This is a genomic window from Shewanella polaris, assembly GCF_006385555.1.
Classification (GTDB): Bacteria; Pseudomonadota; Gammaproteobacteria; order Enterobacterales; family Shewanellaceae; genus Shewanella; species Shewanella polaris.
This window is the reverse complement of record NZ_CP041036.1, coordinates 796,005-821,457: the sequence shown is the minus strand read 5'-3', so window position 1 is coordinate 821,457 and position 25,453 is coordinate 796,005. Positions and strand designations below refer to the sequence as shown.

Below are 25,453 nucleotides of genomic sequence, written 5' to 3'. Positions count from 1 at the left end.
ACTATCAACCAGTGCTTTCATATCTTTTCAGAACGCGATAACCTACTTTGAGTTGTTTGTTGATTATCGTTTTTAATTTCATTTATAAGTGATGGAGTCCTCCCTACACATGAGTATCTCGCGTTTTATGACTAACAAGGATCACCGTCCTGTTACGTCAACCTCTTCGGCACGCATTAGCTACTTTGCCAAACCAACAGAACTTGAAGATCCATTATTTGATAGTACAGACATGAGCCGTGATAATATCCGTCGTCATATCAGACAAGAACGTAATAGCCTCAGCTCTGAAGAACAAAATCAATTAGCGTTAATCGCCAGCCGTCATATGCTCGCCGAAATTCAGGCGCAGTCAGCTCAGCACGTTGCATTGTATTTTACCCAAGATGGTGAACTCGCCACCCAAAAACTCATTGAAGCATTATGGGAACTAGACATTAACCTCTATTTGCCATGCATTCATCCGTTTAGTAAAGGGCATTTACTGTTTGTGCGTTATGACCGAGACTCTGTGATGGTTAATAACAAATATGGTATTAGCGAGCCGCAACTGAATGTGCAACACATTATCCCTGTAGACAAACTCGATATGATTATCACTCCTATGGTGGCATTTGATGAACATGGTAATCGCATGGGCATGGGCAGTGGTTATTACGATCGCACCTTGGCACAAGTGACCAACAACAAACCATTAGCCGTCGGGTTTGCCCATGATTGCCAACAAGTGAGCCAGGTTCCAACTGATTTTTGGGATATTCCTTTACCAGTGATTATTACCCCAACGAGAAGATTAGCTATTTAAAATAGCTACCGTTTCGTAATAAAAAGCCCCATCAATACACGCTATTGATGGGGCTTTTTAGTTACTGATTAGACTAAAAATGGGTTTACACAATTGCTTTCTCTAATGCTTGGCTGACATCGGCAATGATGTCGTCTATGTGCTCAATACCCACAGAAATACGCACTAAATCTTCTGACACTCCAGCTTTAGCTAATTCTGCCCCGCTAAGTTGACGATGCGTTGTACTGGCAGGATGACAAGCCAGCGATTTAGCGTCGCCAATATTCACCAAACGCAGCACCATTTGCAGTGCATCAATAAACTTACCACCAGCCACTTTACCCGCTTCTGCGTTATCAGCTTTAATACCAAAACTAATAATACCAGAGGCTTTACCACCAGTGATTTTTTGGCAAGTTGCATGATGAGGGCTGTCTGGCAGTGCTGCGTAATTAACCCAACTAATACTAGGATGCTGTTGTAAATATTCAGCTAGCGTGAGCGCATTACTGCAATGACGTTCCATGCGTAAACTGAGGGTTTCTAAGCCTTGAAGTAACAAAAATGAACTGTGTGGTGATAATGCTGCGCCAGTATTACGCAGTGGCACAACACGGCAACGGCCAATGTAGGCAGCAGGCCCAAAGGCGTCTGTATACACCACGCCGTGATAAGACGGATCTGGCTCATTAAGTATCGCAAAGCGTTTTTTGTTGGCAACCCAGTCAAATTTACCCGAGTCAATAATCACCCCACCAATGGTTGTACCGTGACCGCCAATGTATTTAGTGAGCGAATGGATAACAATGTCGGCACCATGATCAAATGCACGGCACAACACAGGCGTAGCCACAGTGTTATCGACAATTAATGGCACCCCGTGTTTGTGAGCAATATCGGCTAAACGTTGTAAGTCGACAATATTACCGGCCGGGTTACCAATTGATTCGCAAAACAGGGCTTTGGTGTTGTCATCAATTAGCGCATCGAGACCATCAAAGTCATCAAACGCAGCCATACGGACTTCAACGCCTTGACGTGGCAGTGTATGGGCAAATAAGTTATACGTGCCGCCATACAACTGGCTGGTACTGACAATGTTGTCGCCCACTTGGGTTAATGCTTGGATAGCATAAGTAATGGCGGCCATGCCAGACGCCACTGCAAGCGCACCGATACCGCCTTCAATTGCGGCTAAACGTTGCTCAAGTACGCTGGTGGTTGGATTCATTATGCGAGTATAAATATTGCCAGCCACTTTTAAGTCGAACAGGTCGGCACCGTGCTGGGTATCATCGAAGGTATATGAGGTGGTTTGATAAATCGGCACGGCTGCAGCTTTGGTTGTTGCTTCAGACTCGTAACCATAATGTAACGCCAATGATTCCAGCTTCATGTTTTCTGCAGACATAGTGACTTCCTTTCGATAATAGCGAGTGTGGATATTGATTAATATCTACACTAGCAACTAGCCGTCTAGAAGTCCATTATAAAATTGCGTCAACTTTGCAGCACACATTACCGCTTGTCGTTTTATGAATTATTTTAAATGTCTGCCACCATCGACAGCATAACTTCGACCCGTTACATAATGGCTGCCCAGTAGGTAGTCGACCAAAGACATGATTTCGGCATTACCAGCTTCTTTGGGCAATATGGCTTTAGCCAATGCTTTGGCTTTGTATGCCTCACCGTCATCTTCATTAAATAAAATCATTGCTGGGGCAATAGAGTTCACTTTGACATGCGGTGCTAACAAGCTAGCAAACGAGAGTGTCATGTTATGAAGTGCAGCTTTACTGGCAGCGTAGGCGATATGCTTTTTACTGCCCTTTTCGGCAACAAAGTCGGTCATGTGAATAATGTTGCTGGCACCAATACTGTCATCATTGGTTTTAGCTGCATTAATCAATAATGGTGCTAAAGCAAGATTGATTTGATACGGCGCTGAAACATGAATTTGCATCATTCTCGCCATAGTCTCAGCTGGACTTAAACCGCTGTTGTCGGGTAACCAGTCAGACGCATTATGAATAATGGTATCGAGGCTATCGTGATGTTGGTTGATATGATTGACTAATGCATCAATGGCAGTCGGATCGGTTAAGTCACATGAGTGCAAGCTTGCCCCCAACTTACCGAGCTGCTCAATACTGTCATAATGGGTGCGATAGGTGCCAATGACCTGATGACCTTGGGCCAAATAATATTTAGCCAGTGCATAGCCTATGCGTTTACCTACGCCAGTGATCAGTATTGTACGTTCCATAATATTCTCTTTATTTTTAGCTCGATACATTGAGCCTTTATCATAATTAAATTAGATGGTTATCTCGACGTAAACCATCCTACCGCCTAATAATGACAATCGATAGTATGTTCATAAAAAAAATGACTTCAATATGTGAAGTCATTTTTAAAAGCTGTGGTACTAGCCACTTTGAGTTCAGGCTGATTATGTCTAAACGTCATGTTAAAAGTTATGCTAAAAGTTACGCTAGACCTTATGCTAGAAACTCGGCTCGGCTAGCGGGATTGGCCTTAAAGCAGCCGCCAAGCGCAGTGGTTTGTGTGCTTGATGAGGTGTCCATAATGCCACGAGATTTTACGCAATAATGGGTCGCGTTAATGCTCACGGCTACATCATTAGTCGCCAGTAACGTTTGCAGGGCCACTAAAATCTGCTGAGTTAACCGCTCTTGCACTTGTGGACGCTGAGCAAAAAATCGCACGATACGGTTAATTTTAGATAAACCAATAATATTATCTTTGGGTATATAAGCCACTTTGGCGAAGCCGTCGATGGTAATAAAGTGATGTTCACAGGTACTGACCACACTGATGTTGCTAATTTTAACCATTTCTTCAACACCCATTTTATTATCAATTTGGGTTATTTTAGGAAAATTAGCATAATCGAGGCCCGAGAAAATCTCATTAACGTACATTTTAGCAATACGATGCGGGGTTTCAGCTAAGCTGTCATCGGTTAAATCTAGCCCTAATGTGGATACCACTTCGGTCATTAAGCCTTTAATACGCTGATACTTTTGTTCACTGGTCATATCATTTGGAATAAGTGGTGTTTCAAGTCCGTGGGCGACTAATGCTTGCTGTACTTTCAATGCTTCTGCAGACAACTCTGCGCGAGTTATGTCATTAATGGTGGTCATAATAACATCCTTAAATAATGATTAGGCTTGGTACTCTAAAGATAACGACACTGAATCGGCAAAACGCAGTGCATGGGGCTTATCGATGGTCACTCTTGCCAAGGTTACACTGGGGTGTTCACGACAAATATCTAATACGTCAGCAACCAGCTTTTCTAATAACAAGAAACGACCTTCTTCGACATGTTGGATCACTTTTTTGGTGATCACTTTGTAGTTTAGCGCGTCGGCAACGTCGTCGGTTTGAAACGATCGATCGGCTGGATAATGGATCTCAATGTTGATCACCACATCTTGTTGCTTGTCGCGTTCGTCTTGGTTAAAACCAATAAAGGTACGCAAACGTAAATTAGTGACTTTAATGATTGCTTGGCTTAATGGCATGATTCAGCCCTTATGATTTGTTTTTAAACTATACGCCTAGCTGAAATAAAAAGATCATAAACCGAAACGATTTGACTAAAATTTTGAACATACCAACTAAAGTAAACTGGCTTGGCGTTTGGGGCGTACAATGGTTACGATCTGTGTTCAATAAGTGTGTTCAACAAGCATTAGACATAAATGAGGTAAATGATGGAACTAACTATTTTTTACGATGGCACTTGCCCGCTGTGTCTTAATGAAATGAAGCAATTAAAGCGTCATGACAATTTAAACCGCATCGGCCTTGAAGACATTAACGCCGCTGATATTAATCAGCGTTTCCCTGACTTAGATGTCGTAAAAGCTAATACGGTACTACATGGATTACAAGCTGACGGTAGTTGGTTGTATGGCTTAGATGTAACAGCCAAAGCATGGGGTTTAACGGGTAAGCATGGTTGGATAAAATTATTACGTTTGCCGCTCATCAAACCTGTTGCTGACCTCGCGTATTTAGCCTTTGCCCGTAATCGTTACCGTATATCTTATTTGCTTACAGGTAAGAAACGCTGTGATAACGGCAGCTGTAACATCAAATAAGGACAAACAGTATGAGCGATTCAACGACAGAAACAATTATTGTGGTTGGCGCGTCATCATTCATTGCCCAAGCTTTTATTAACCAAGCCATATCAGAAAAAGAACACGATTTACCCTTGACCATTATCTCCGTGAGTCGTCAATCTTCACTGATACCGCCTGCAATGACACGGCCTACACTTGCAGACAATATGACCCAAAATGTCACTCACCACCATGTTAGCTGTGATTATCAGCAAGCCTCTATTTCAACTTGTATTGCTGAGATGTCATCGATGGTCGGCACCATTACAAAAATCATCATATGTAACGGCATTTTGCATTCTAAAACGACTAATGAAACCACCGATAACGAAAACACAGGCACAACTCATTTGATGCCTGAAAAACGCATTGAAGACATTAATAGTGATGCCCTACAGCAACTATTTTACGCTAACAGTATTGTGCCCATGTTATGGCTAAGCGCCTTAACTGAGTTACTGCTACAGCAACCTCATAAGATCGACAACCCCAAGTGTGTAATCAGTATTTTGAGTGCCCGCGTTGGCAGCATTTCAGACAACAGACTTGGCGGCTGGTACGGCTATCGCGCCTCAAAAGCTGCGTTAAACATGCTTATTAAAACCACTGCGGTGGAATATGCCAGACGACTTAAACGAGTCAAACTCATTGCGTTTCACCCTGGCACTACTGACACACCATTATCAAAACCTTTTCAGGCTAACGTACCCGCAGGCAAGCTTTTTACCCCTGAATTTGTCGCCAGCCAGCTGTATAACATCATGGTTAATATTGAGCCCAATGGCGAAGCCAGTTACTTAGATTGGCAAGGCAAAGAGATAAGTTGGTAATGGAACATCGATTTAGTCAACACATTCAAATCTGCTAAGTTAATGACACTTTAAATCAACAGTCTAAACGAACAAATTTACGCATTAGAAGATAAACAACAACTTAGTGCTACAGAAACTAAGCAACTGCAACAACTTAAAGAGAAAAAGCTTGAGTCATTGACTAAACGACCAGGTGTACCAAGCAAAGAGATAGCAGCAATAACATTAGAGTTAGAGTCTTTACGCAGTAAAAATTAATGGATTTTTTTAGCGAATTATAACTGATAAACCAAAAAAAACGCGAAGCCTTGGCTTCGCGTTTTTTAGACCATCGATTTGTTAATTACTTAACAAATTCAACGCCTAATTTAATATCAGCTTTAAGGGTGTCTAACATTGCATCACGAGCGTTAGCTTCGAATGCGCTGATTTCACCGTAAGGTAATACTTTTTCTACGCCGTTTTTGCCAAGAAGTACTGGTTGGGCGAAGAATGTAGCGTGCTCACTGCCGCCGTCAACATAGGCACATTCGACTACGTTAGCTTCGCCTTGAAGACCACGTACCAATGATAAACCAAAGCGACATGCAGCTTGGCCCATTGATAATGTTGCGCTACCGCCACCGGCTTTAGCTTCAACAACTTCAGTACCTGCGTTTTGAATACGAGTTGTCATTGCTGCCACTTCTTCGTCAGTGAAAGTAACACCTTCAACTTGAGAAAGTAGTGGAAGAATAGTCACACCGCTGTGTCCGCCGATGACGTTAACTTTAACGTCAGCAACTTTTAAGCCTTTAAGCTCAGCGATGAAGGTTTCGCTACGAATAACGTCAAGTGTTGTGATTCCGAACAAACGGTTTTTATCATATACACCAGCATTTTTTAATACTTCAGCAGCAATCGCAACAGTCGTGTTAACTGGGTTAGTAATAATACCCACTAATGCTTTAGGGCAAGTTACAGCCACTTTTTCCATTAGGTTACGCACGATACCAGCGTTGATGTTGAATAGATCTGAGCGATCCATACCAGGCTTACGCGCAACGCCAGCAGACATTAACACTACGTCAGCACCAACCAATGCATCGGTAGGATCTTGACCAGCAAAACCTTTTACTTCTACGTCTGTTGGGATGTGACTTAAGTCAACCGCAACACCAGGAGTAACAGGAGCGATGTCATAAAGAGACAACTTTGAGCCCGCAGGCAGTTGAGTTTTTAACAGTAAAGCTAGAGCCTGGCCGATACCACCAGCAGCACCCAATACAGCAACTTTCATAATTATCTCCATCAATTTATGCAGTTTGTGACATAGATCTAAATTGTCGTGGCGTCACATTACTGCAAAGTCACAAAAATTTCAATTATACGTTAGTGGAGAGGTATAAATAAGTGAGCGCTAATTCACAGCTTGATGGCAACAAGCTGAAAGCTATAAGCATTTGTTACTACAGAAATAATCTAAAATACAGCATAAATTGGTGTCTTGGTTATTTTGTAAGCAGTTTTATGTATGCCTTAGAAATTTACGATATTGAATAAAATTCATTTAGGTGTTTTATTTATCCTCATAATAACAATACCAAGTTAATTGAGTCACATTAAGGTGTTTATTTTACCGTGATTGAATTCTGTTACGAGATGCCATAATCATGCTTGGCCATGCTTGCTACTACTAAGCAATAAATAGAGTAAAAACGTACACATTTACTGCCGCCGTAAACCAATACATTTTACACATGTCGCGGTATGATATTAACAAAATACCCTATAAAAACGAGAAATTCATGACAATTAGAATAGGCCAACATGCCGACCTAAACGCCCTAGTTCAGTTTAACCAAGCAATGGCAATGGAAACTGAAAATCTATCATTAGACACCGAGCAATTGACTCGCGGTGTTGAAGGACTGCTTACCCATCCTGAACGAGGGGTATATTTAGTGGCAGAAGTTGATGGTGAAATAGCTGGCTCGTTAATGGTCACTTACGAATGGAGCGACTGGCGCGCAAGTAATTATTATTGGATCCAAAGCGTGTACATACGTCCGCAAAATCGTCGTCAGGGTATTTATGGCAAGCTTTATCAAGCGGTAAAAGACTTAGCGGCAGATAATGGCGGCACGGCAAGTTTTCGTTTGTATGTTGAACATGACAATAAAATTGCCCAAAAAACCTATGAATCTCTGGGTATGGAGCAAAGCCATTACTTAATGTATGAAGAAAACACTAAGTAAGCGTAAGTTATTATAAGTCATTGTAAATTAAACACAAAAAGCCGGAGCGATCCGGCTTTTTTGTAGTGGTGTTTCAAGGAATCTAAGGCGTTAATGTAGAATTAGAACAATAACTAGCCTGTGCGCAACGCAAGAATTTTATTGATATCTAATGGTGCAGTAAATTGGCTAAATGCTTTGTGTTGCTGATCAATCGCATGAATTGACATTCTGTCTGCCAGTTCATTACCTTCAATACCAATGTGCGCTGCAACATGTTGAAGCACGATATCGTCTTTCATTGCATCATATAGCTCATGAGCTTGTTTGATGATCTCCAGATTGGCGATTTCACCGGTTTTTCGAGTCCAGTTTTTAGCTTTCCAACCATATGCCCACTCACAAACACATTTAATCGAATACTGTGAGTCACTCATAATTTGCACGGTTTCACCGCCATCAAGCACTTTTTTTGCCTTAATGAGTGCCTGATGTAACGCATTGAGTTCGGCGGTATTATTGGTGCCATTAGGGTTATACAAACCAAACCATAACTCGGCTAACTCGCCTTTGCGGTATATCGCCATTCCAGAACCTGCTTTGCCAGGATTAGGTTCGCAACCACCGTCGGTGTAAATCACTACATCGAATTGGCTTAGTACCGTTTGATTAGCCGCAAGGGTTTTGGTTGATACTCCAACTCCAGCAGATTTAACAGCTGATGAACCGCTGGCCGTTTTTGCGGGCGCACTTTTGCCTATACTGCTTGCTGGCGATTTAGCAAATGCGGCTTTAGCTTCCGTTTCTGTGGCAAAAGATTTGTATTTAGCTTGCGGGTACTTGTCAACGGAACGCTTAGTGACATCCCAACTGGTAAAAATGCCCGTTTCTCGACCGGCCCATACTACGTAAAACTTCTTTGCCATGATGCGACTCTAATTTCAATAATGCTAACTTCGCTGATAACGTGGTTGCATGATGCCATGATTAAACTCGGCTTTGAAACAAAAATGCATGTTGTATGTAACAGTTGCAGTTAACTTGAACATTTTAAGCCAATTACTTAAATTTGACTGGCTTTGCTGGGGATCAGTCTAGGCTCAGTGGTCCATCGATATTTTGATAATCAACACTACCAGAACCCGAATTAACAATGGTCAAACCTTTGGTATTAGCCACATCAATACCACCGGAACCATCATTTATCTTAACTAATCCAGAGACTTGTTCAACCTTGATTGAACCCGAACCATCGTCAATACTCACATCACCAATAACATTGTTAATACCAATAGACCCAGAGCCATCTTGTAATATGATGCCGCCATTAACGTCAGTAATATTGATAGAGCCAGAACCATCAATAAGTGACAATTTACCAGTATTATTCAACACGACACTGCCCGAACCATCGGTTAATACTAAGTTACCAATATTATTGATTACAATGCTGCCCGACCCATCGATTAACTCAATATCAGCACTGACATCCTCAATTTTAATAGAACCTGAACCGTCTTTAATATTGAGAGCTAACGTTGACGGCACTTTAACCAATAAATCGATAAAAGGTGACTCGCCAAAAAATTGGTCGCTGTGTATTTCTGATAACAAATAGGCTTTGTCACCTTTGCGGGTCAAACTGAGTTTAATTTCTATATCATCTTGATCTAATGACGGGGTATAGATGTCGGCATGGACTTCGACTTCTTTTAGACCTTCAACGCCGACAACAGTTAACTTACCAGCCCCTGTTTTGGCGACTAATTCGGTTAATGAACCCGTATCAAGCTTCAATTGCTGTTGTACTAAGTTAAGATCTGGATGAGCTTGATCAGACTGTTGCGATAATGAAAATACTGACTCTGCTTCACTATGCGAAGCACCAAATATTGTCGCACCTAAAATAAGCCCGACCGTGACACTAATGGTTGCGATACGAATAGACATTAGATTAATTCCCTTTATGAGGATAAAAATAAGCTTAGCTCACTAAACAATTTTTATTAACAAGGTTAACTGATGTTTGTATGAGTTAGCGGTAATTAACCATCAAGTAGCATTTTTCATACCAACTAAACAAATTAATACTTTACAACAGCTTAGAGTTATCACTAATAAAAGTAACTCAGCCATTAAACCAAAAAGGATTAAAATCCCATACAATGTGGTTAACTTCACCACTGTTATCATTACCGTGATCATTACAGTTAACTAAAACAACAAAGAAAATAGCCCTATGTCGACGTCTCCAGCAATACCAAACACTTTAGTTATCATTGTGGGTTCAACCAACCCAGTAAAAATAAGTGCAGCACAACACGCCATTGAACAATACTTCCCAGATGTTCAAATACGTTGTAGTGGCATGCATGCCCCCTCATTAGTGGCAGACCAACCCATGACCGAAGCAGAAACAAAACTGGGGGCTATCAACCGTGCTCAATTTTGCCAAGCTAATGCAACAAGCCTAAATCAACATGCTGATTTTTATGTGGCAATGGAAGGCGGTGTTGACCAGTGTGATAACGGACCAGCCACCTTTGCTTATATGGCCATTATCCATAACGACACATTATCAGTCGGCCGCAGTGCTAATTTACCTTTGCCACAGAAAGTGTTTAACGCCTTGCAAGCTGGCGAAGAACTTGGCCACGTGATGGATCGTTTGTTTAACACCCATAATATAAAACAAAAAGGCGGCGCTATCGGTTTGTTAACCCGAGGTTTAGCCACCCGAGAAAGTATTTATACCCAAGCGTTAGTGCTGGCAATGGCGCCTTTTATCAATATGGAGTTTTTTAATGACTGATAATCATCCAGTAAATGCCACTAACGCTAACATGCATCCAAGCGTGATCCGCGAGCTACTAGCCCAAGACAATGCCGCATTAGCAGCAGTTATTCGTGAAGTGTCAGCAGAATACGGCTTAACCCCAGACAAAGGCTTTAGCGTAGCAGACACAACCCTCGACTGTTTAAGTGAGGTATATCAAGCTGAAGGCTCACAATACTGGGTGATTGAATACCAAGGTAAAGTGGTTGGCGGCGCAGGTATTGCGCCATTAGCAGAAAATGATGGCGTGTGTGAACTACAGAAAATGTATTTTGCCCGCACTATTCGGGGCAAAGGTATGGCCAAGGCTATAACACGCCAATGTATTGAGTTTGCCCAACAGCAAGGCTATCAATCGATGTATTTAGAAACCACCGCCATATTGGTTGAAGCCCTGGGTTTATATGAAAAATTGGGCTTTATCCACTGTGAGCATTTAGGCGAAACTGGTCACGATGCCTGCGAAATCGCGATGATAAAAACCTTGTAGAATCACCGCTAGAATAATGGGGAGAGCTTAGTTCCCCCCATTAATCAGTGTCATTTTGGTTGACTATATCCCACATATACTCAAAGGTAACGCGTTGTCATCAATAACTTTGAGTTGTGAGTAGGCACTAATAATTTGTTGATAAACATCGGGGTATTTTAACTTTATCAAACCCATTCGACGTAAATGAAACTCATCGATTTTAGGTTGATAGCGCATTAACAAATCCACTTTTTCAACGGCATCTTCTGGCTTAAATTGCCAAGGTTCAATACTTAATGCCACATGTAAGGGATCGAGCCCTTTACTCAATAGTGGTTCAGTACTGCGGCCTTTAAAGGGAAGTTTCTGATCAACAATATAGGTAATATTAATCAAATTACCGTTGATAACTGCATAATAAAGTAAGGTTTTACCGCGATTATCCTGTTCATATAAATCATAGCCTGAGTCATCCAATCCACTTAAAAACTTAGGACTAAACATATGAGAATTAAAGTCGTAGTACTGGATGGGATCCACATATAACTCGCTATTCAATAACTCATCATAAAAATAGCTATCGAATTCTAATGCTTGGGTAAAAAGCAAATTCTTATTCGCATCTGTTAATGGCAAGGTTAATACCGCATCAATGAAACCATTGATATTACCATCGTCAAGTAATCTAAATTGTTGATTTAAGTTCGGAATATACCTCTGTGGACGTTGATAAGGTGTCACTCGAGTGATTAGACAATCGACTAAGCTCGGATCGATTTTAGCGAGTTGGTTGATGGTTTGTTGGGGATCTAGTAAGTAATCTTTTTCGGCTTGATCAAGCAAAGAGGCTGAACTTTTGGGTTGCCACTGCTGATTAATATGATTCACTGTAGTACGACATTGAGATAATACATTACCTAAGTCTGTAACGTTTAACTCTTGTTCGGAAAAAGCCAACTGTTGTGCTTGCAAAGCTTGTAATAGCGGATGGTCTTCAGCGATACGAGGAAGCGTTTTCCCCTCAATACTTAGTAAGTCGAGCCCGTATAGTTGCAGTAAGGACTCAATTTTTTCCGCTTCAAATTGATAATAATTTTTTGGAAAAAAACCCTCAACTAATGTTCGGTCTTGTTGGTTAAAACGTGCATTCACTTGGCGAGCTTGTAGCATTTTTATCATTTCGATCGCTGCTGTCTGATGGTTTGGTTTATAAGTTAATCCACTTAATGCCCATTCCATTGATGATGCCAAATAACTATCTTGTGTTGGTTCCACACCACTCTCTAGTAGATATTTCACGACATCGATTCGAGAACCATATATGGCATAGTCGAGAATTGAAACAGTATCGAGTTCTTCAAATCCAACAATCGCATTTAGGCCATTGATATGATCAAGTATGATAATCATCATTTGATCTGAAACGTGTTTATCTAACATCAACGCGGCAGCATCATCTATAGTAGGTGTTACGTTGTCAAAAAGGGCTTTTTGTTGCTCTAGTGATAGGTTCGAAATATTTTCAAATTCTGGTAATGGTACTTTTCTTGTCACTGTTGCTTCACGAAAAAACTCATCATTTAAATCTACGCCTTGATTGACAAGATCTTGATGCAATAGTTGAGTATACTTTTGGTTGAATTGCACTAATTCGGAATTTTTCCGTAGTTGTGTCACTTTAAAATTTACTGCAGCGTACTCGCTTGATAGTTTTTCGACGACTAGCGTGACTTCGTCGAGACTGTATTCATTGAGATATTTGTCCCAACCAAGGTAATTATCACTAGCCCAATCACCACTTTGTTTATCATTATTTTGTAGTAGTGTTTTGCAAACAGCATAATTGTTAGTCGGAATAACTTTAACATCGGTTTCGAGAGAGGGCCCTGGAAGATTTTGAATTTGATTACCTAGTGTTTTACTGGGCTGAGATGGTGAAGATGCAATCGGATCGGTTAACTGTTGGTTGAAATAAAACCAACCAGTCAAAGCCACAAATAAAATGACTACTAGTACTATCCACACTCGAAACTTCATAACAATCCTTTGATAACAACTCCATTGGCGAAAACATATCATAATTAAAGAAGATAACCTCATTAACATGTGATTCTGAATATTTTTTAAGCAGTCTTACTTCGACGCAGCTATAGCGCTTTGCAAGGATGCAAAAGCTTGGTAGCCTCAGATTAAGCACATTCCATAGGAGGATCATAATGGAATATCAACGTATCGCGCATTCTAGCCTTGAGGTGAGTAAAATCTGCCTCGGCACCATGACTTGGGGTGAACAAAATACTCAAGCCGAAGCTTTTGCTCAACTCGATTATGCTATTGGTCAAGGCGTTAACTTTATTGATACTGCTGAAATGTACCCTGTTCCACCTAAAGCAGAAACCCAAGGTGAAACCGAACGCATTATTGGTAACTACCTCAAAGCACAAGGTAATCGCGACAATTTAGTGATTGCCACTAAAGTGGCTGCCCCTGGTGGTAAAGGTGATTACATCCGTAAAGATATGGCTCTCGATTGGCGCAACATCCATCAAGCAGTTGATGACTCATTAGCGCGCTTACAAATCGATACTATCGATTTGTATCAAATACATTGGCCGGATAGAAACACCAATTTCTTCGGCGAAATGATGTATGAACATGACGAAGCTGAACATTTCACTCCTATTTTAGACACTCTTGAAGCCTTAGCAGAAATCATTAAGCAAGGTAAAGTACGTTATATCGGCATTTCTAATGAAACCCCTTGGGGCTTTATGAAATATCTAAAATTAGCCGAAAAGCACGATTTGCCGCGTATTATCAGTGTACAAAATCCTTACAACTTGCTGAATCGCAGCTACGAAATCGCCATGTCTGAAATCAGTTATCGTGAAGATGTGCCGTTATTAGCTTATTCGCCGTTAGCCTTTGGTGCTTTAACTGGTAAATACGAAAATAATCAGTGGCCTGAAGGCGCGCGTTTAACGGTATTTAAACGTTTTGCCCGCTACAACAGTACCCCAATGGCACTGGAAGCGACGCAAGCTTATATCGATTTGGCCCGTGAGTTTAGTTTATCTCCCACCGAAATGGCCCTAGCGTTTGTAAATAGCCGCAAATTTGTCGCCGCTAACATTATTGGGGCCACCGATTTACATCAGTTAAAGCAAAACATCGACAGTCATAAAGTCAGCTTATCTGCTGAGTTGATGGGCAGAATTAACGAGTTATCGGCGTTATATCGTTTCCCTTGTCCGTAAGCTCACGTCATTAGGCTTATTGCCACAAAGCCTTGCATTAGGCATCAAGATCACTGAAGATCTTGATGCCTTTTCTTTTTAATACAGAAACCCTTATTTATGAAGCCTGCATCGTCATTATCGTCTGCCGTTTTATTTGATCATCAAGCATTGCGCGATCAATTCCCGGCACTTAAACAGACCATTGGCGATCATCCTTTGTGCTACTTAGACACCGCAGCCACTAGCCAAAAGCCGCAAGCGGTGATTGATGCGATGACCGAGTACTACCAACTCAACAACGCCAATGTGCACCGTGCGGCGCATCAATTGTCTGCGCGGGCAACTCAGCAATATGAAGCCGTTCGGCAACAAGTGGTTGAATTTATCCATGCCCAGCGTCAAGACGAAATCATTTTTACCCACGGCACCACAGAATCGATCAATATGGTGGCCTACGGACTGACTTCGCAGATCAAGCCAAATGATGTGATCTTAATTGATACCGCAGCTCACCACGCCAATATTGTTCCTTGGCAGGAACTAGCAAAGCGAACCGGCGCGGTGATCAAACCGATCCCGTTAACAATTGACGCGCAACTGGATATCGCCGCTTTTGATCAACTATTAGCCCTAAAACCTAAAGTGGTTGCCCTATGCCATGTGTCAAATGCTTTAGGTACATTAAACCCAGTCAATGAGCTGGTCGCAAAAGCCAAAGCCGTCGGCGCGCTAACCTTGGTTGATGGCGCTCAGGCCATTGCCCATTTAACTGTTGATGTGCAACAAATTGATTGTGACTTTTATGTGTTTTCAGGCCATAAAATGTATGGACCAACAGGCGTGGGAATTTTATATGGTCGATTTCATCAACTCGATCAATTAACCCCAATGCTCACTGGCGGCGAGATGATCAAAACCGTGAGTTTTGAGCAGACTGAGTTTGGTGCGTTACCTAATCGCCTTGAAGCTGGCACGCCAGCTATAGCTGAAGTCATTGGCCTAGGGGCAGCAATTCATTTTTTACAACAATTGCCCCGCGAACAACTGCTCGCCCATGAACAACAATTGATCCACTACTTACAACAGCAACTGCAACAACTTGGCGCTATTGAGTTGTATGGTATTGCCAAGGATAGTCACGGCGAACAGAAGCTCTTAACTGAGAATCACAGCCATAATGTTGGCGCAGTCGCTTTCAATCTACAAGGTGAACATCACCAAGATGTAGGAATTTTACTCGACCAACAAGCTGTGGCCGTTCGTTGTGGTCATCATTGCGCTATGCCGCTGATGACCAGTCTTAATTTAAGCGGTTGTTGCCGTGCGTCTATTGGCATCTATACTAATAAGCAAGATGTTGATCAATTTATTCATGCACTTAATACTGTAAAAGAGTTATTGTTATAGTGTTAAGGTACAACACGCGGCTCCTGATGTATCTTTTCTCTACAACCGAGGTTAATTGAATTACCATGTTAAACCCAAGCACGACACCTTCACCGCAGTTATTTTCGCCTTTATCGGATGAATTAGTTGAAGCCGTTAACCTCATTGAGCAAGCTAATAACTGGCAAGATAAATACCGCCAGATAATGTTATTAGGAAAGCTATTACCGCCACTCGCAGCAGAATTTAAACAGCCGGATGCACAAGTTAAAGGCTGTGAAAGCCAAGCATGGTTGTACCATTACACACTAAATGGCCAACATTTTTATCTGGCTGATAGCGATGCCCGTATTGTAAAAGGCTTAATTGGGTTGTTACTGGTAGCCTGCCAAGGTAAAACCACCGAGCAAATACAGCAATTTGATGTAACACAGTATTTTGACCGTCTCGGATTAAGTGGCCAATTAAGTCCATCTCGTACCAATGGTTTAACTGCGTTAGCGCAAGCCATCGTTACCTATACACAAGATGTTGGTACCTGAAACACCTGCCAACACTAAGGAATAATAATGACTCAAAAAGTCTGTAACCAAGCTCGCCGTCATATGTTAAAAGGCCTTGGAGCAGCCACATTATTAAGCCCTTTAAGCTCATTTCCTACTTGGGCCGCTAAGCCACGTCGATTATACATCGATGGGTTATCGTTTTTACCAACCGACATCAATGATGTTAAAGCCTCAAAGCTCGACGCCTTTATCGCCGATATCTCAGCAATAGAAACCATTGAACAAGCCGATGGCACTAAAAACTATAAACGCACTTATCAAGCCTGCATCAACAGTATTACCCAAGCGGCTAACTCAGTAAAAGCCAATCCAGACGTGTATCTGCAAGGGCTTACAGGTACTGATATTAGTAAAGCTAGAACACAGCAACAAACGGCCGTATTTTTTCAAATTCAAGGCGCTGATTGTGTTGAAAATGACAGCTTAAGTAATGAATGGCAACAACTAGATAATTTGCATCAACAGGGTTTACGAGTACTACAGCTGACACACCATTATGGTAATCGTTATGCTGGTGGTGCATTAGATAATAATGGCTTAAATAGTTTGAATACTCCATTAACCGCCGCTGGGCGCGAGCTCATAACAGAGCTTAATCGGAAAAATATTCTTATTGATGTTAGTCACTCAAGCGCCCAAACAGCCCTTGATGCAGTTAAAACCAGCCAGTCTCCTGTAGTGCAAAGCCATGGTGCTGCGCGCGCAATTGTAAACAATGCCCGTTGCTCACCCGATGAAGTTATCCGTGCCATTGGCGATAACGGCGGAGTATTTGGGGTGTTTATGATGAGCTTTTGGCTCACCAACAAGCCAATTCCAACGATAGAAGACTACATCAACCAACTCGCTTATATTGCTAAAGTGGGCGGCGTTGATTGCGTAGCAATCGCCAATGACTTCCCACTTCGTGGTCAAGAAAACCTATTAGCGTTAGATAACAATAATAGCGAAGGGATAAAAGAATATCTCGAATGGTGGTACAACTTAGAAGACAAAAATGTATTAGGTTTTGACGTTGAACCAAAACATGTGGTGATCCCTGAACTCAACAATATCGACCGCATGAGCCGCATCGACGATGCCTTGAAAAAAGCTCGTTTCAAAGCCACAGATCGCGATCGTTTTATGGGTGAAAACTGGCAGCGCGTATTGAAGCATGTATTACTGTAAAGCTCATCTAAACTAAACCGTTCGGGTTTATTTAGCCCCATAGCAAATCATTTTAGGCTTTGCCATAGTTAGCTTTTAATTAAACATACAGTTAATAGAAGCGCTATGACAAGCAAAAAACCACTATATTGAGCAACGACACAAGATATTGTCAGTGCCATTGTATGAAGAGCATTTACGCTAGTGCTAAGGTACTTAAGTACTTAGCCAATGGTATTCATCCCTTTGTAATACCAATACTCAGGCTTTCAATAATATTTACCCCTACCGACCTCTCAACCTTCAGATAATATGATGACGTTGGAACTGTGGTATATGAGTTCCAGCAGTTACTCATGGTTTTACGCTAATTCAATTAACCTGAAAGTAGTTTTATGCAGCGATTAATAAATAGTTTTCATCAATTAACTATAGATTTTTATGTTTAATAGGTGATAGGCATCAAATTTTAGCAATAAGAAGACTCAGATTTTATACATATTTGTATTTTCATGCCACAGGCAACAGTTTCTTTGTTATCGCTCATCTACGCTATGATTTATAAACTAATTTAGTGCGTAAGCCAATCATGATGACTCACTTAAAGACTCATGCCATTGACTGTATTTTTAAGACTAAGGGCAACTCATGAAAAAATTTCTTTCTACCTCAAGGTTAAACCTTGCCACAAACAGCCTTGACTGGGTGATGGGTCAAACCATAAGACAATCATTAAGTCTAAAAGATGCTGTCGCGCTTGATGAATTAGAGCAACTTAGTGTGCCAGAAAAGCCTATTGAAACGCTTTATATTCATATTCCTTTTTGCCATACACTGTGCCGCTTTTGCTCATTTCATAAAATTAAATTTAATGAAGGTGTCGCCAAAGAATATTTCAAAGCATTAAGGCAAGAAATTCGTCAAGTCATAGCCCAAGGTTTTCGATTTAATCGGGTGTATATCGGTGGCGGAACCACCACGATCTTAGAAGATGAATTAATCAAAACTATTGAAATGATTAAGTCATTAACATCAATACGTGAAGTGTCATGTGAAAGCGATCCGATTTATTTTAAAGAAGGTAACCCTCATTTACTCAAAGGCTTGGTCGACCGCATGTCGATTGGAATACAAAGCTTTGATGATAGGATTTTAAAAGCCAGCGGTCGTTTTGAAAAATTTGGTAGCGGCTTGCAACAAGCTGAATACGTTAGCCACGCAATTGATATTATACCTACGGTTAATTTAGACATGATGTATGGCTTTAAAATCCAAACACCTGAAACCGTTGCCAGCGACTTAGCCCAAACTATTCGTTTAAATCCAGATCAAATTACCACTTATCCATTAACGATAGGTATTGGTAAAAATCGAAAAAAAGCGGGTGGACTGGCAGGCCGTCCAGAAGACTTATGGCCACAATTTTTAGCGGTAAAAGAAGCCATGAAAGAGCGTTATATTATGGAGTTCCCATGGACCTTCAGCCGCAATTTCGGTCAACCTGTTGAAAATAAATATGTACTTGATGGCGAAGACTGCTTTGGCGTAGGTTCTGGCGCATTCGGCCGCTTTGGTGAGCAATTTAGAATATCCAGTTTTGATATTCCAGATTATATCAACCGTATCAATACTGGGCACTCTGGTACTTGTTATACCAAACCATTACAAAATAAATCACTTTCACAGCATCATTTAATGATGATGATGGGTCACGGCTTATTGGATAACCAACAGTTTAAAGCCCATACAGGCAAGTCTTTGTGGCAAGCATTCCCATTAGAAATGAGCTACTTAATTTCTGCAGGAGCCCTCAATAAACAAGGTAATAATTATACCACTACCGTTGCTGGTCAGTTTATTGCCTTAAAAATGTTCTCAGGCTTTTTGGCTGGAATGGATTATCTACGCGAACAGGCTAGAGACTTGCCGTTAAACAAAATAGACACGTCGGCAAGCGCATAGAAAAATGAAAATATATTGCTGCATTATTTGTGATATCGCTTTCAATTGTTACCTAGAGCGAACATGTTGGGTAAAATTGATTTAATTCGACGGCATTATGACAACATTTAATTCTCAATAAATTTGATCAAAAAGGGCTGATATTTCAGCCCTTTTTTATGGTGTCAATTTAAATTCCTGCACCAGCAATTTGTCTTGGTGGATTGAGCACTTCAATGGCTTTTAAATACGCCAACAATCCATTCACTTGAGTGACTAAATCACCTTTACTGGTATCAATGGTTAACTCAGCAGATTCAGGCACTTCGTAAGGCGATGAAATGCCCGTAAAGTTGGTGATTTCACCATTACGCGCTTTAACATACAGACCTTTTGGGTCTCTCGATTCACACACGCTCAACGGTGTAGAGACATGCACTTCAACAAATTGCCCTTGTGGGAATAATGCCCGGACACGATCACGTTCTTCACGGGTTGGTGAGATAAATGCTGACAGCACCACTAAGCCAGAATCAACCATCAACTTAGCCACCTCACCGACTCGACGTAAATTCTCATCGCGATCTTCAAGGCTAAAGCCCAAGTCTTTACACAAACCATGACGAACATTATCACCATCGAGCAAATAGGTATGAAAACCATACTCGAATAACGCCCGTTCTAATGCACCAGCAAGGGTTGATTTACCCGAACCAGATAACCCTGTAAACCACAACAACACTGGGTTTTGGCCTTTTTGGGCTCCACGGGCAGCTTGGTCAATGGCATGTTGATGCCAAACAATATTGCTCATCACTACTCCTCTCTGGTGGCCGTTACGCCACACTCAAATTCTTTGTTAAAACGGGAAAAAATACGGAATTGAAAAAATAACCACGAATGAATACACAATTGATAACGGTAAACCTAAACGCACAAAATCGCTTAATTTATAATTACCGGCATTAAATACCATCAGATTAGTTTGATAGCCGTAAGGTGAAATAAAGCTCGCGCTGGCACCAAATACTACCGCCATAATAAACGGACGAGGATCAACTCCAAAACTAGTGGCAACCGCATAAGCGACCGGAAATGCCAGTGCTGCAGCAGCGTTGTTGGTTATCAACTCGGTGACAACCAAAGTAATCAGGTAAATCCCAACAAAAGCGGCAAACACACCGTAACCACTAAACACACTTAATAAGGTTTGCGCCATTATGTCTGCGAGGCCTGTGGTGACCATTAAGTTAGCTAAGCCTAAGGCACTGCCCACAATCACCACCAATTCCAGCGGAAAACGACGTTTAAGCTCACTTAAGGTTATTGCGCCAATTGCCACATAGCTGAGTAACAATAAAACTAATCCCTTAGCTAACGGTAATACATCAAAAATACTCGCCACAATGGTTAATGCAAACCCAACAAGGACCCAAATACCGCGCTTTTCATCTAAGCGGACACTTAACTCTAAACCGCTGACGGCTGCAAAGTCGCTGGTTAAATTAGGGCACTTAGAAAAACGATCGCCAGGCGTGAGCAGTAACACATCACCAGGTTGTAAGATCACATCCCCCAATCCGCCTTTTAATCGCAGATTACCTCGACGAATTGCCATCACGGCAGCATCAAACACTTCACGAAAGCGCGAGTCTTTAAGCGTTGTTCCCACTAAGCTCGATGATGGCGCTAACACGGCTTCGACCAAGTTTTGCCCTTTAGCATGTTGCTTTCCAAACCATTCTAAACCATCAAATTGATGCAATAACTCAACCGACTCAACTGAACCGCTGAAACGTAATACGTCATCTGCTTGCAGCACCATTTGCGGTGGCACAGGACAAATACGAATGCCACTACGCTCCAACTCAACTAAATAGAGTTTTTTAAGTGCACGCAAACGGTTATCTATTACGCTTTTGCCAGCTAAGGCCGACGTTTTGGATATATGAGCTTCCAGTAAGTAAGGTAAAGTCTCATCTTCGGACTCTTCACGCCTATCGGGTAAAAAGTTGGCCATAATGGTTAACACCAATAAACCACTTATTACCACTAATAAACCAACTTGTGAAAACTCAAAAAAACCCAAAGGTTCAAGGCCTGCATTTTCAACAAATGAGTTAACAATTAAACTGGTAGAGGTACCAATTAAGGTTAATGTACCACCTAGAATTGCGGCATAGTTTAATGGCAGCAATAACTTAGAAGGCGCATGTGCTTGATTGCGACGTACCACACCAATTAACGAGGCCACTACCGCTGTGTTATTGGTAAACGATGATAATAACGCCGTCGATACACCTAATTTAGCCAAGGTTGAAAATAACGATCCTTTACCTATCACTTGGCTTAATTTTCCCAATAATGAGGTTTTCTCGAGTGCCGTGGCGGCCAGCACCAACAGCACTAAGGTAATTAAACCGTTATTGGTAAAGCTACTCAGGCTAGCACTTAAATCCACTAACCCGAGCATGTAACATAATAATGAAGCGAAAAAAAACATGGCAGCCGGTGTTGCAAGCCCAGCAAGAAGCCCACCGACCAGTGCTAACAAAATAATCGCTAACAACCATATTTCGCTCATTATTTATTTTCCAAGTACACTGATATCGCGCGCGTTCCAATGTGGATAATGCTTACGTACTAACGCATTAAACTCAACTTCAAATGGACTAAACTCAATATTACTTTGCTTGTCACCTTGATGACCACTGACAACCATGGCCGCTGCAACAGTGGCATTAGATAATCGATCAATTAAAATAATGCCGCCAGTATCACGTACCAAGCTATAAGCATCTAACACTATCGATTCGGTTAAATCTAACTTAACTCGGGCAATGGTGTTTAAGCTTAATGTGCTTGCTGCGCTGCGCTCAAGGGTGTTCACGTCAGTAATATATTCAATTTCGCTCACGACAGCTTGAGTTTTCTTACCTGCAACTTTCACATCATATAATTGACCGATCTGTAATGGCTTTTCATCCATCCACACCATATCTGCAACAATATGATTAGCGATTTCTGGTGCGGTTGCTGGTTGGGCTAATAAATCACCACGCGAGATATCAATCTCATCTTCAAGGGTAATGGTAATAGCTTGGCCTGCTACCGCTTCTGGTAAATCACCGTCAAATGTCACAATACGCTCAATTTTACTGCGTTTTCCCGATGGTAATGCGACTAACTCGTCACCCACTTTAATGATGCCTGACGCCAACGTGCCAGAGAAACCACGAAAATCTAAGTTAGGACGTAACACATACTGCACTGGGAAACGAACGGGAAGATCGCTCAGTTCACGCTGGGTATCGATAGTTTCAAGTAGCTCAAGTAAAGTACCACCTTGATACCAATCACACTGCGTACTGCGGTTAACCACGTTGTCGCCATTTAAAGCAGATAACGGCACAAAGTGAATGTCTAAATCACCAAAGTCTTTGACGAAATCAGTAAAATCAGCTTGAATTTTCTCAAATACAGTTTGATCAAAACCGACCAAATCCATTTTGTTTACTGCCACAACAAAATGACGTAATCCTAACAATGACGCGATAAAGGCATGACGTTTAGTTTGAGTTTGCACACCATAACGCGCATCAACCAAAATAACCGCTAAGTCGCAAGTTGATGCTCCCGTTGCCATGTTGCGGGTATATTGTTCATGACCAGGAGTATCAGCAATAATAAATTTACGTTTTTCACTGGAGAAATAACGATAAGCGACATCAATCGTAATGCCTTGCTCACGCTCAGCTTGTAAACCATCAACCAATAACGCAAGGTCAATAGCTTCACCAGTAGTGCCCATTTTAGCGCTGTCACTTTTTAGGCTCGCAAGCTGATCTTCATAAATCTGCGCACTGTCATGCAGTAAACGACCAATTAAGGTACTTTTGCCATCATCGACACTGCCACAGGTTAGAAAGCGTAGTAAGCCTTTATTCTGTTGTAACGCTAAATATTCTTTCACACCGTGCAACTGGATCTCTGCGGCCATACGGTCGGTATTGGTTTTTGCTTGGTCCATAATCTTTCTCACTCAAATTCGTTCGCATGCTGGGTTGTTTAAACAACCATGTTCAATTACTTAGAAATAGCCTTGACGCTTTTTCTGCTCCATTGACGCACTTTGGTCTGAATCAATTAAGCGACCTTCACGTTCACTTGAACGGGTTAACAGCATTTCTTCAATAATTTTTTCTAAGGTATCAGCTTCTGACGGCATCGCCGCAGTTAACGGGTAACAACCTAAGGTTCTGAAGCGAACCCGTTCAACCGATTCAACATCACCTTCTTCTAAAGGCATACGGTCATCATCTTTCATGATGAGCTGACCACCTTTGTTTACTACGGTGCGTTGTGCAGCAAAATATAATGGTACGATTTCAATATTTTCTTGATAGATATACTGCCAAATATCGAGCTCAGTCCAGTTAGATAAAGGGAATACTCGAATACTCTCGCCTTTGTTGACCGCGCCATTATAGGTGCGCCATAACTCTGGACGTTGGTTTTTAGGGTCCCAGCGATGGTGTTTATCACGAAACGAATATACCCGTTCTTTGGCACGAGACTTTTCTTCGTCACGGCGGGCGCCGCCAAACGCAGCATCAAAACCATATTTATTCAATGCTTGTTTTAACCCTTGGGTTTTCATAATGTCAGTGTGCTTAGCACTGCCATGGGTGAATGGACCAACACCTTGTTCAACACCTTCCTGATTAGTGTGAGTCAGTAACTCAAAACCAAACGCTTTGGCTTGCGCATCACGAAAGGCTATCATCTCTTTGAATTTCCAACCCGTATCGACATGCAATAAGGGAAATGGAATTTTACCCGGGTAAAAAGCTTTGCGCGCAAGATGCAGCATTACCGATGAATCTTTGCCTATCGAATACATCATGACAGGATTACCAAACTCAGCTGCTACTTCACGGATAATCTGGATGCTTTCTGCTTCCAGTTGTTGTAAATGGCTTAACGAACGGCCTGCCATGATGATTCTCCATTACCTAATATTGCTGCAGAGCAGCGGGTTAAATTATTCGACTACAGCGCTTTTGCCACTGTGTCTAAATCTGTTTTTTGTTGAGCAGTTTTTTGTTGCGCAGTGACAGGAGCAAACCAATTTAAGCTGTCCGCTAACTCAACAACTTCACCGATAATCATCAGCGCAGGCATCTGCAAAGCAGGATCAGCAGCTAATTGGGCTAGTTCACCTAGCTTACCAATAAACCGCTGCTGCGATGATGTAGTCGCGTTGGACACAATAGCCACTGGCGTATCAGCACTTCTGCCTGCGTCAATTAATCCATCCCTAATCATGTTGGCGTTTAAAATCCCCATATACACCACTAAGGTATTATTCGGATTAGCATAGCCTTGCCAATCCATAGGACGGCAGGCTAACTGGCAATGACCAGTAATAAACGTCACCCCTTGGGCATAATCACGATGTGTTAGCGGAATACCAGCATAAGCAGAGGTGCCACTAGCTGCGGTAATACCAGGAACGACTTCAAATGCGATACCTGCGCCAACTAACGTTTGTAACTCTTCACCACCACGACCAAAAATAAATGGATCGCCACCTTTTAAACGCACCACATTTTTGCGGGTAAACGCTTTAGTCACTAGCAGTTGATTAATCTCATCTTGTGGCGCACTATGCTTGCCAGCACGTTTACCCACTGCAATTTTTTCGACCTGTGGTGGAATAAGATCCAAAATATCTTGGCTAACTAATGCGTCATACAACACAACATCAGCTTGTTTAAGAATGCGATAGGCTTTTAGGGTTAACAGCTCTACGTCACCAGGACCAGCACCGACTAGCCATACTTTGCCTTTGGCTTGTAGCCCCTGCATCGATACTAACTCCAT

24 protein-coding genes are annotated in these 25,453 nt (G+C 41.7%); 11 read left to right on the top strand and 13 right to left on the bottom strand.

What is annotated here, in order from left to right; all coding sequences use genetic code 11:
• Positions 1-109 precede the first annotated feature (109 nt).
• Positions 110-805: a 5-formyltetrahydrofolate cyclo-ligase gene (locus FH971_RS03510; protein ID WP_140233382.1), complete on the top strand. Its 696-nt coding sequence runs from the start codon at positions 110-112 to the stop codon at positions 803-805.
• An 85-nt stretch (positions 806-890) separates the two neighbouring features.
• Here the strand turns inward: FH971_RS03510 and FH971_RS03505 are convergent, their stop codons facing one another.
• The 4 genes from FH971_RS03505 to folX all read right to left on the bottom strand — a co-directional run bounded on the left by FH971_RS03505 (position 891) and on the right by folX (position 4,344).
• Positions 891-2,183: an O-acetylhomoserine aminocarboxypropyltransferase/cysteine synthase family protein gene (locus tag FH971_RS03505; RefSeq protein WP_140235509.1), complete on the bottom strand. Its 1,293-nt coding sequence runs from the start codon at positions 2,181-2,183 to the stop codon at positions 891-893.
• A gap of 144 nt (positions 2,184-2,327) precedes the next feature.
• Entirely contained in the window at positions 2,328-3,056 is a 729-nt protein-coding gene (gene folM, locus FH971_RS03500) for a dihydromonapterin reductase (protein WP_137222838.1), read from the bottom strand.
• Positions 3,057-3,291: 235 nt separating this feature from the next.
• Entirely contained in the window at positions 3,292-3,960 is a 669-nt protein-coding gene (gene folE / locus FH971_RS03495; protein WP_140233381.1) for a GTP cyclohydrolase I FolE, read from the bottom strand.
• Between the two features lie 21 nt (positions 3,961-3,981).
• Positions 3,982-4,344, bottom strand: a complete 363-nt coding sequence (gene folX / locus FH971_RS03490) for a dihydroneopterin triphosphate 2'-epimerase (RefSeq protein WP_137222842.1) — start codon at positions 4,342-4,344, stop codon at positions 3,982-3,984.
• A gap of 192 nt (positions 4,345-4,536) precedes the next feature.
• On the opposite strand from folX, the gene FH971_RS03485 reads away from it, so the two are divergent.
• Together FH971_RS03485 and FH971_RS03480 are read left to right on the top strand one after the other, a co-directional pair.
• Positions 4,537-4,926, top strand: coding sequence for a thiol-disulfide oxidoreductase DCC family protein (locus FH971_RS03485; protein WP_140235508.1), 390 nt, complete (start codon positions 4,537-4,539; stop codon positions 4,924-4,926).
• An 11-nt stretch (positions 4,927-4,937) separates the two neighbouring features.
• Positions 4,938-5,780 carry an SDR family NAD(P)-dependent oxidoreductase gene (locus tag FH971_RS03480; RefSeq protein WP_140233380.1) on the top strand — a complete coding sequence of 281 codons (843 nt, stop codon included), beginning with the start codon at positions 4,938-4,940 and terminating at the stop codon, positions 5,778-5,780.
• Between the two features lie 325 nt (positions 5,781-6,105).
• On the opposite strand, the gene mdh is transcribed toward FH971_RS03480, so the two are convergent.
• Entirely contained in the window at positions 6,106-7,041 is a 936-nt protein-coding gene (mdh, locus tag FH971_RS03475; RefSeq protein ID WP_137222856.1) for a malate dehydrogenase, read from the bottom strand.
• Between the two features lie 508 nt (positions 7,042-7,549).
• Here mdh and FH971_RS03470 point away from each other — a divergent pair.
• Entirely contained in the window at positions 7,550-7,999 is a 450-nt protein-coding gene (locus FH971_RS03470; protein ID WP_140233379.1) for a GNAT family N-acetyltransferase, read from the top strand.
• A 113-nt stretch (positions 8,000-8,112) separates the two neighbouring features.
• On the opposite strand, the gene FH971_RS03465 is transcribed toward FH971_RS03470, so the two are convergent.
• Positions 8,113-8,904 (bottom strand): ribonuclease H family protein, encoded by a 792-nt coding sequence (locus FH971_RS03465; protein WP_140233378.1) that lies wholly within the window; start codon positions 8,902-8,904, stop codon positions 8,113-8,115.
• A 163-nt stretch (positions 8,905-9,067) separates the two neighbouring features.
• On the bottom strand, positions 9,068-9,928 hold the full coding sequence (locus tag FH971_RS03460) for a DUF4097 family beta strand repeat-containing protein (RefSeq protein ID WP_140233377.1): 861 nt from the start codon (positions 9,926-9,928) through the stop codon (positions 9,068-9,070).
• A gap of 289 nt (positions 9,929-10,217) precedes the next feature.
• On the opposite strand from FH971_RS03460, the gene yjjX reads away from it, so the two are divergent.
• Both yjjX and FH971_RS03450 read left to right on the top strand, forming a co-directional pair.
• Positions 10,218-10,790 (top strand): inosine/xanthosine triphosphatase, encoded by a 573-nt coding sequence (yjjX, locus tag FH971_RS03455; RefSeq protein WP_140233376.1) that lies wholly within the window; start codon positions 10,218-10,220, stop codon positions 10,788-10,790.
• Positions 10,783-11,304: a GNAT family N-acetyltransferase gene (locus FH971_RS03450; RefSeq protein WP_140233375.1), complete on the top strand. Its 522-nt coding sequence runs from the start codon at positions 10,783-10,785 to the stop codon at positions 11,302-11,304. Before yjjX ends, FH971_RS03450 begins: the two co-directional genes overlap by 8 nt.
• Positions 11,305-11,367: 63 nt before the next feature.
• Here the strand turns inward: FH971_RS03450 and FH971_RS03445 are convergent, their stop codons facing one another.
• Positions 11,368-13,323, bottom strand: coding sequence for a hypothetical protein (locus tag FH971_RS03445; protein ID WP_140233374.1), 1,956 nt, complete (start codon positions 13,321-13,323; stop codon positions 11,368-11,370).
• Positions 13,324-13,502: 179 nt separating this feature from the next.
• Here FH971_RS03445 and FH971_RS03440 point away from each other — a divergent pair, with 179 nt between their 5' ends.
• From FH971_RS03440 to FH971_RS03420, 5 genes are all read left to right on the top strand, one after another.
• Positions 13,503-14,543 (top strand): NADP(H)-dependent aldo-keto reductase, encoded by a 1,041-nt coding sequence (locus FH971_RS03440; RefSeq protein ID WP_140233373.1) that lies wholly within the window; start codon positions 13,503-13,505, stop codon positions 14,541-14,543.
• Positions 14,544-14,642: 99 nt separating this feature from the next.
• A complete protein-coding gene (locus tag FH971_RS03435; protein ID WP_140233372.1) occupies positions 14,643-15,932 on the top strand; it encodes an aminotransferase class V-fold PLP-dependent enzyme in 1,290 nt (429 codons plus the stop codon).
• A gap of 65 nt (positions 15,933-15,997) precedes the next feature.
• A complete protein-coding gene (locus tag FH971_RS03430; protein WP_140233371.1) occupies positions 15,998-16,453 on the top strand; it encodes a SufE family protein in 456 nt (151 codons plus the stop codon).
• A gap of 27 nt (positions 16,454-16,480) precedes the next feature.
• Positions 16,481-17,647 (top strand): membrane dipeptidase, encoded by a 1,167-nt coding sequence (locus FH971_RS03425; protein ID WP_140233369.1) that lies wholly within the window; start codon positions 16,481-16,483, stop codon positions 17,645-17,647.
• 627 nt (positions 17,648-18,274) lie between these two features.
• Positions 18,275-19,588: a coproporphyrinogen III oxidase family protein gene (locus FH971_RS03420; protein ID WP_140233368.1), complete on the top strand. Its 1,314-nt coding sequence runs from the start codon at positions 18,275-18,277 to the stop codon at positions 19,586-19,588.
• A 169-nt stretch (positions 19,589-19,757) separates the two neighbouring features.
• On the opposite strand, the gene cysC is transcribed toward FH971_RS03420, so the two are convergent.
• The 5 genes from cysC to cobA are packed head-to-tail and all read right to left on the bottom strand — an operon-like array spanning position 19,758 to position 25,453.
• Positions 19,758-20,381, bottom strand: a complete 624-nt coding sequence (gene cysC, locus FH971_RS03415; protein WP_140233367.1) for an adenylyl-sulfate kinase — start codon at positions 20,379-20,381, stop codon at positions 19,758-19,760.
• A 45-nt stretch (positions 20,382-20,426) separates the two neighbouring features.
• Positions 20,427-22,151: an SLC13 family permease gene (locus FH971_RS03410; RefSeq protein ID WP_140233365.1), complete on the bottom strand. Its 1,725-nt coding sequence runs from the start codon at positions 22,149-22,151 to the stop codon at positions 20,427-20,429.
• Positions 22,152-22,154: 3 nt separating this feature from the next.
• Positions 22,155-23,597, bottom strand: coding sequence for a sulfate adenylyltransferase subunit CysN (gene cysN, locus FH971_RS03405; RefSeq protein WP_140233364.1), 1,443 nt, complete (start codon positions 23,595-23,597; stop codon positions 22,155-22,157).
• 60 nt (positions 23,598-23,657) lie between these two features.
• Positions 23,658-24,566 (bottom strand): sulfate adenylyltransferase subunit CysD, encoded by a 909-nt coding sequence (gene cysD, locus FH971_RS03400; protein ID WP_140233362.1) that lies wholly within the window; start codon positions 24,564-24,566, stop codon positions 23,658-23,660.
• A gap of 53 nt (positions 24,567-24,619) precedes the next feature.
• Positions 24,620-25,453 (bottom strand): uroporphyrinogen-III C-methyltransferase, encoded by an 834-nt coding sequence (gene cobA / locus FH971_RS03395; RefSeq protein WP_140235507.1) that lies wholly within the window; start codon positions 25,451-25,453, stop codon positions 24,620-24,622.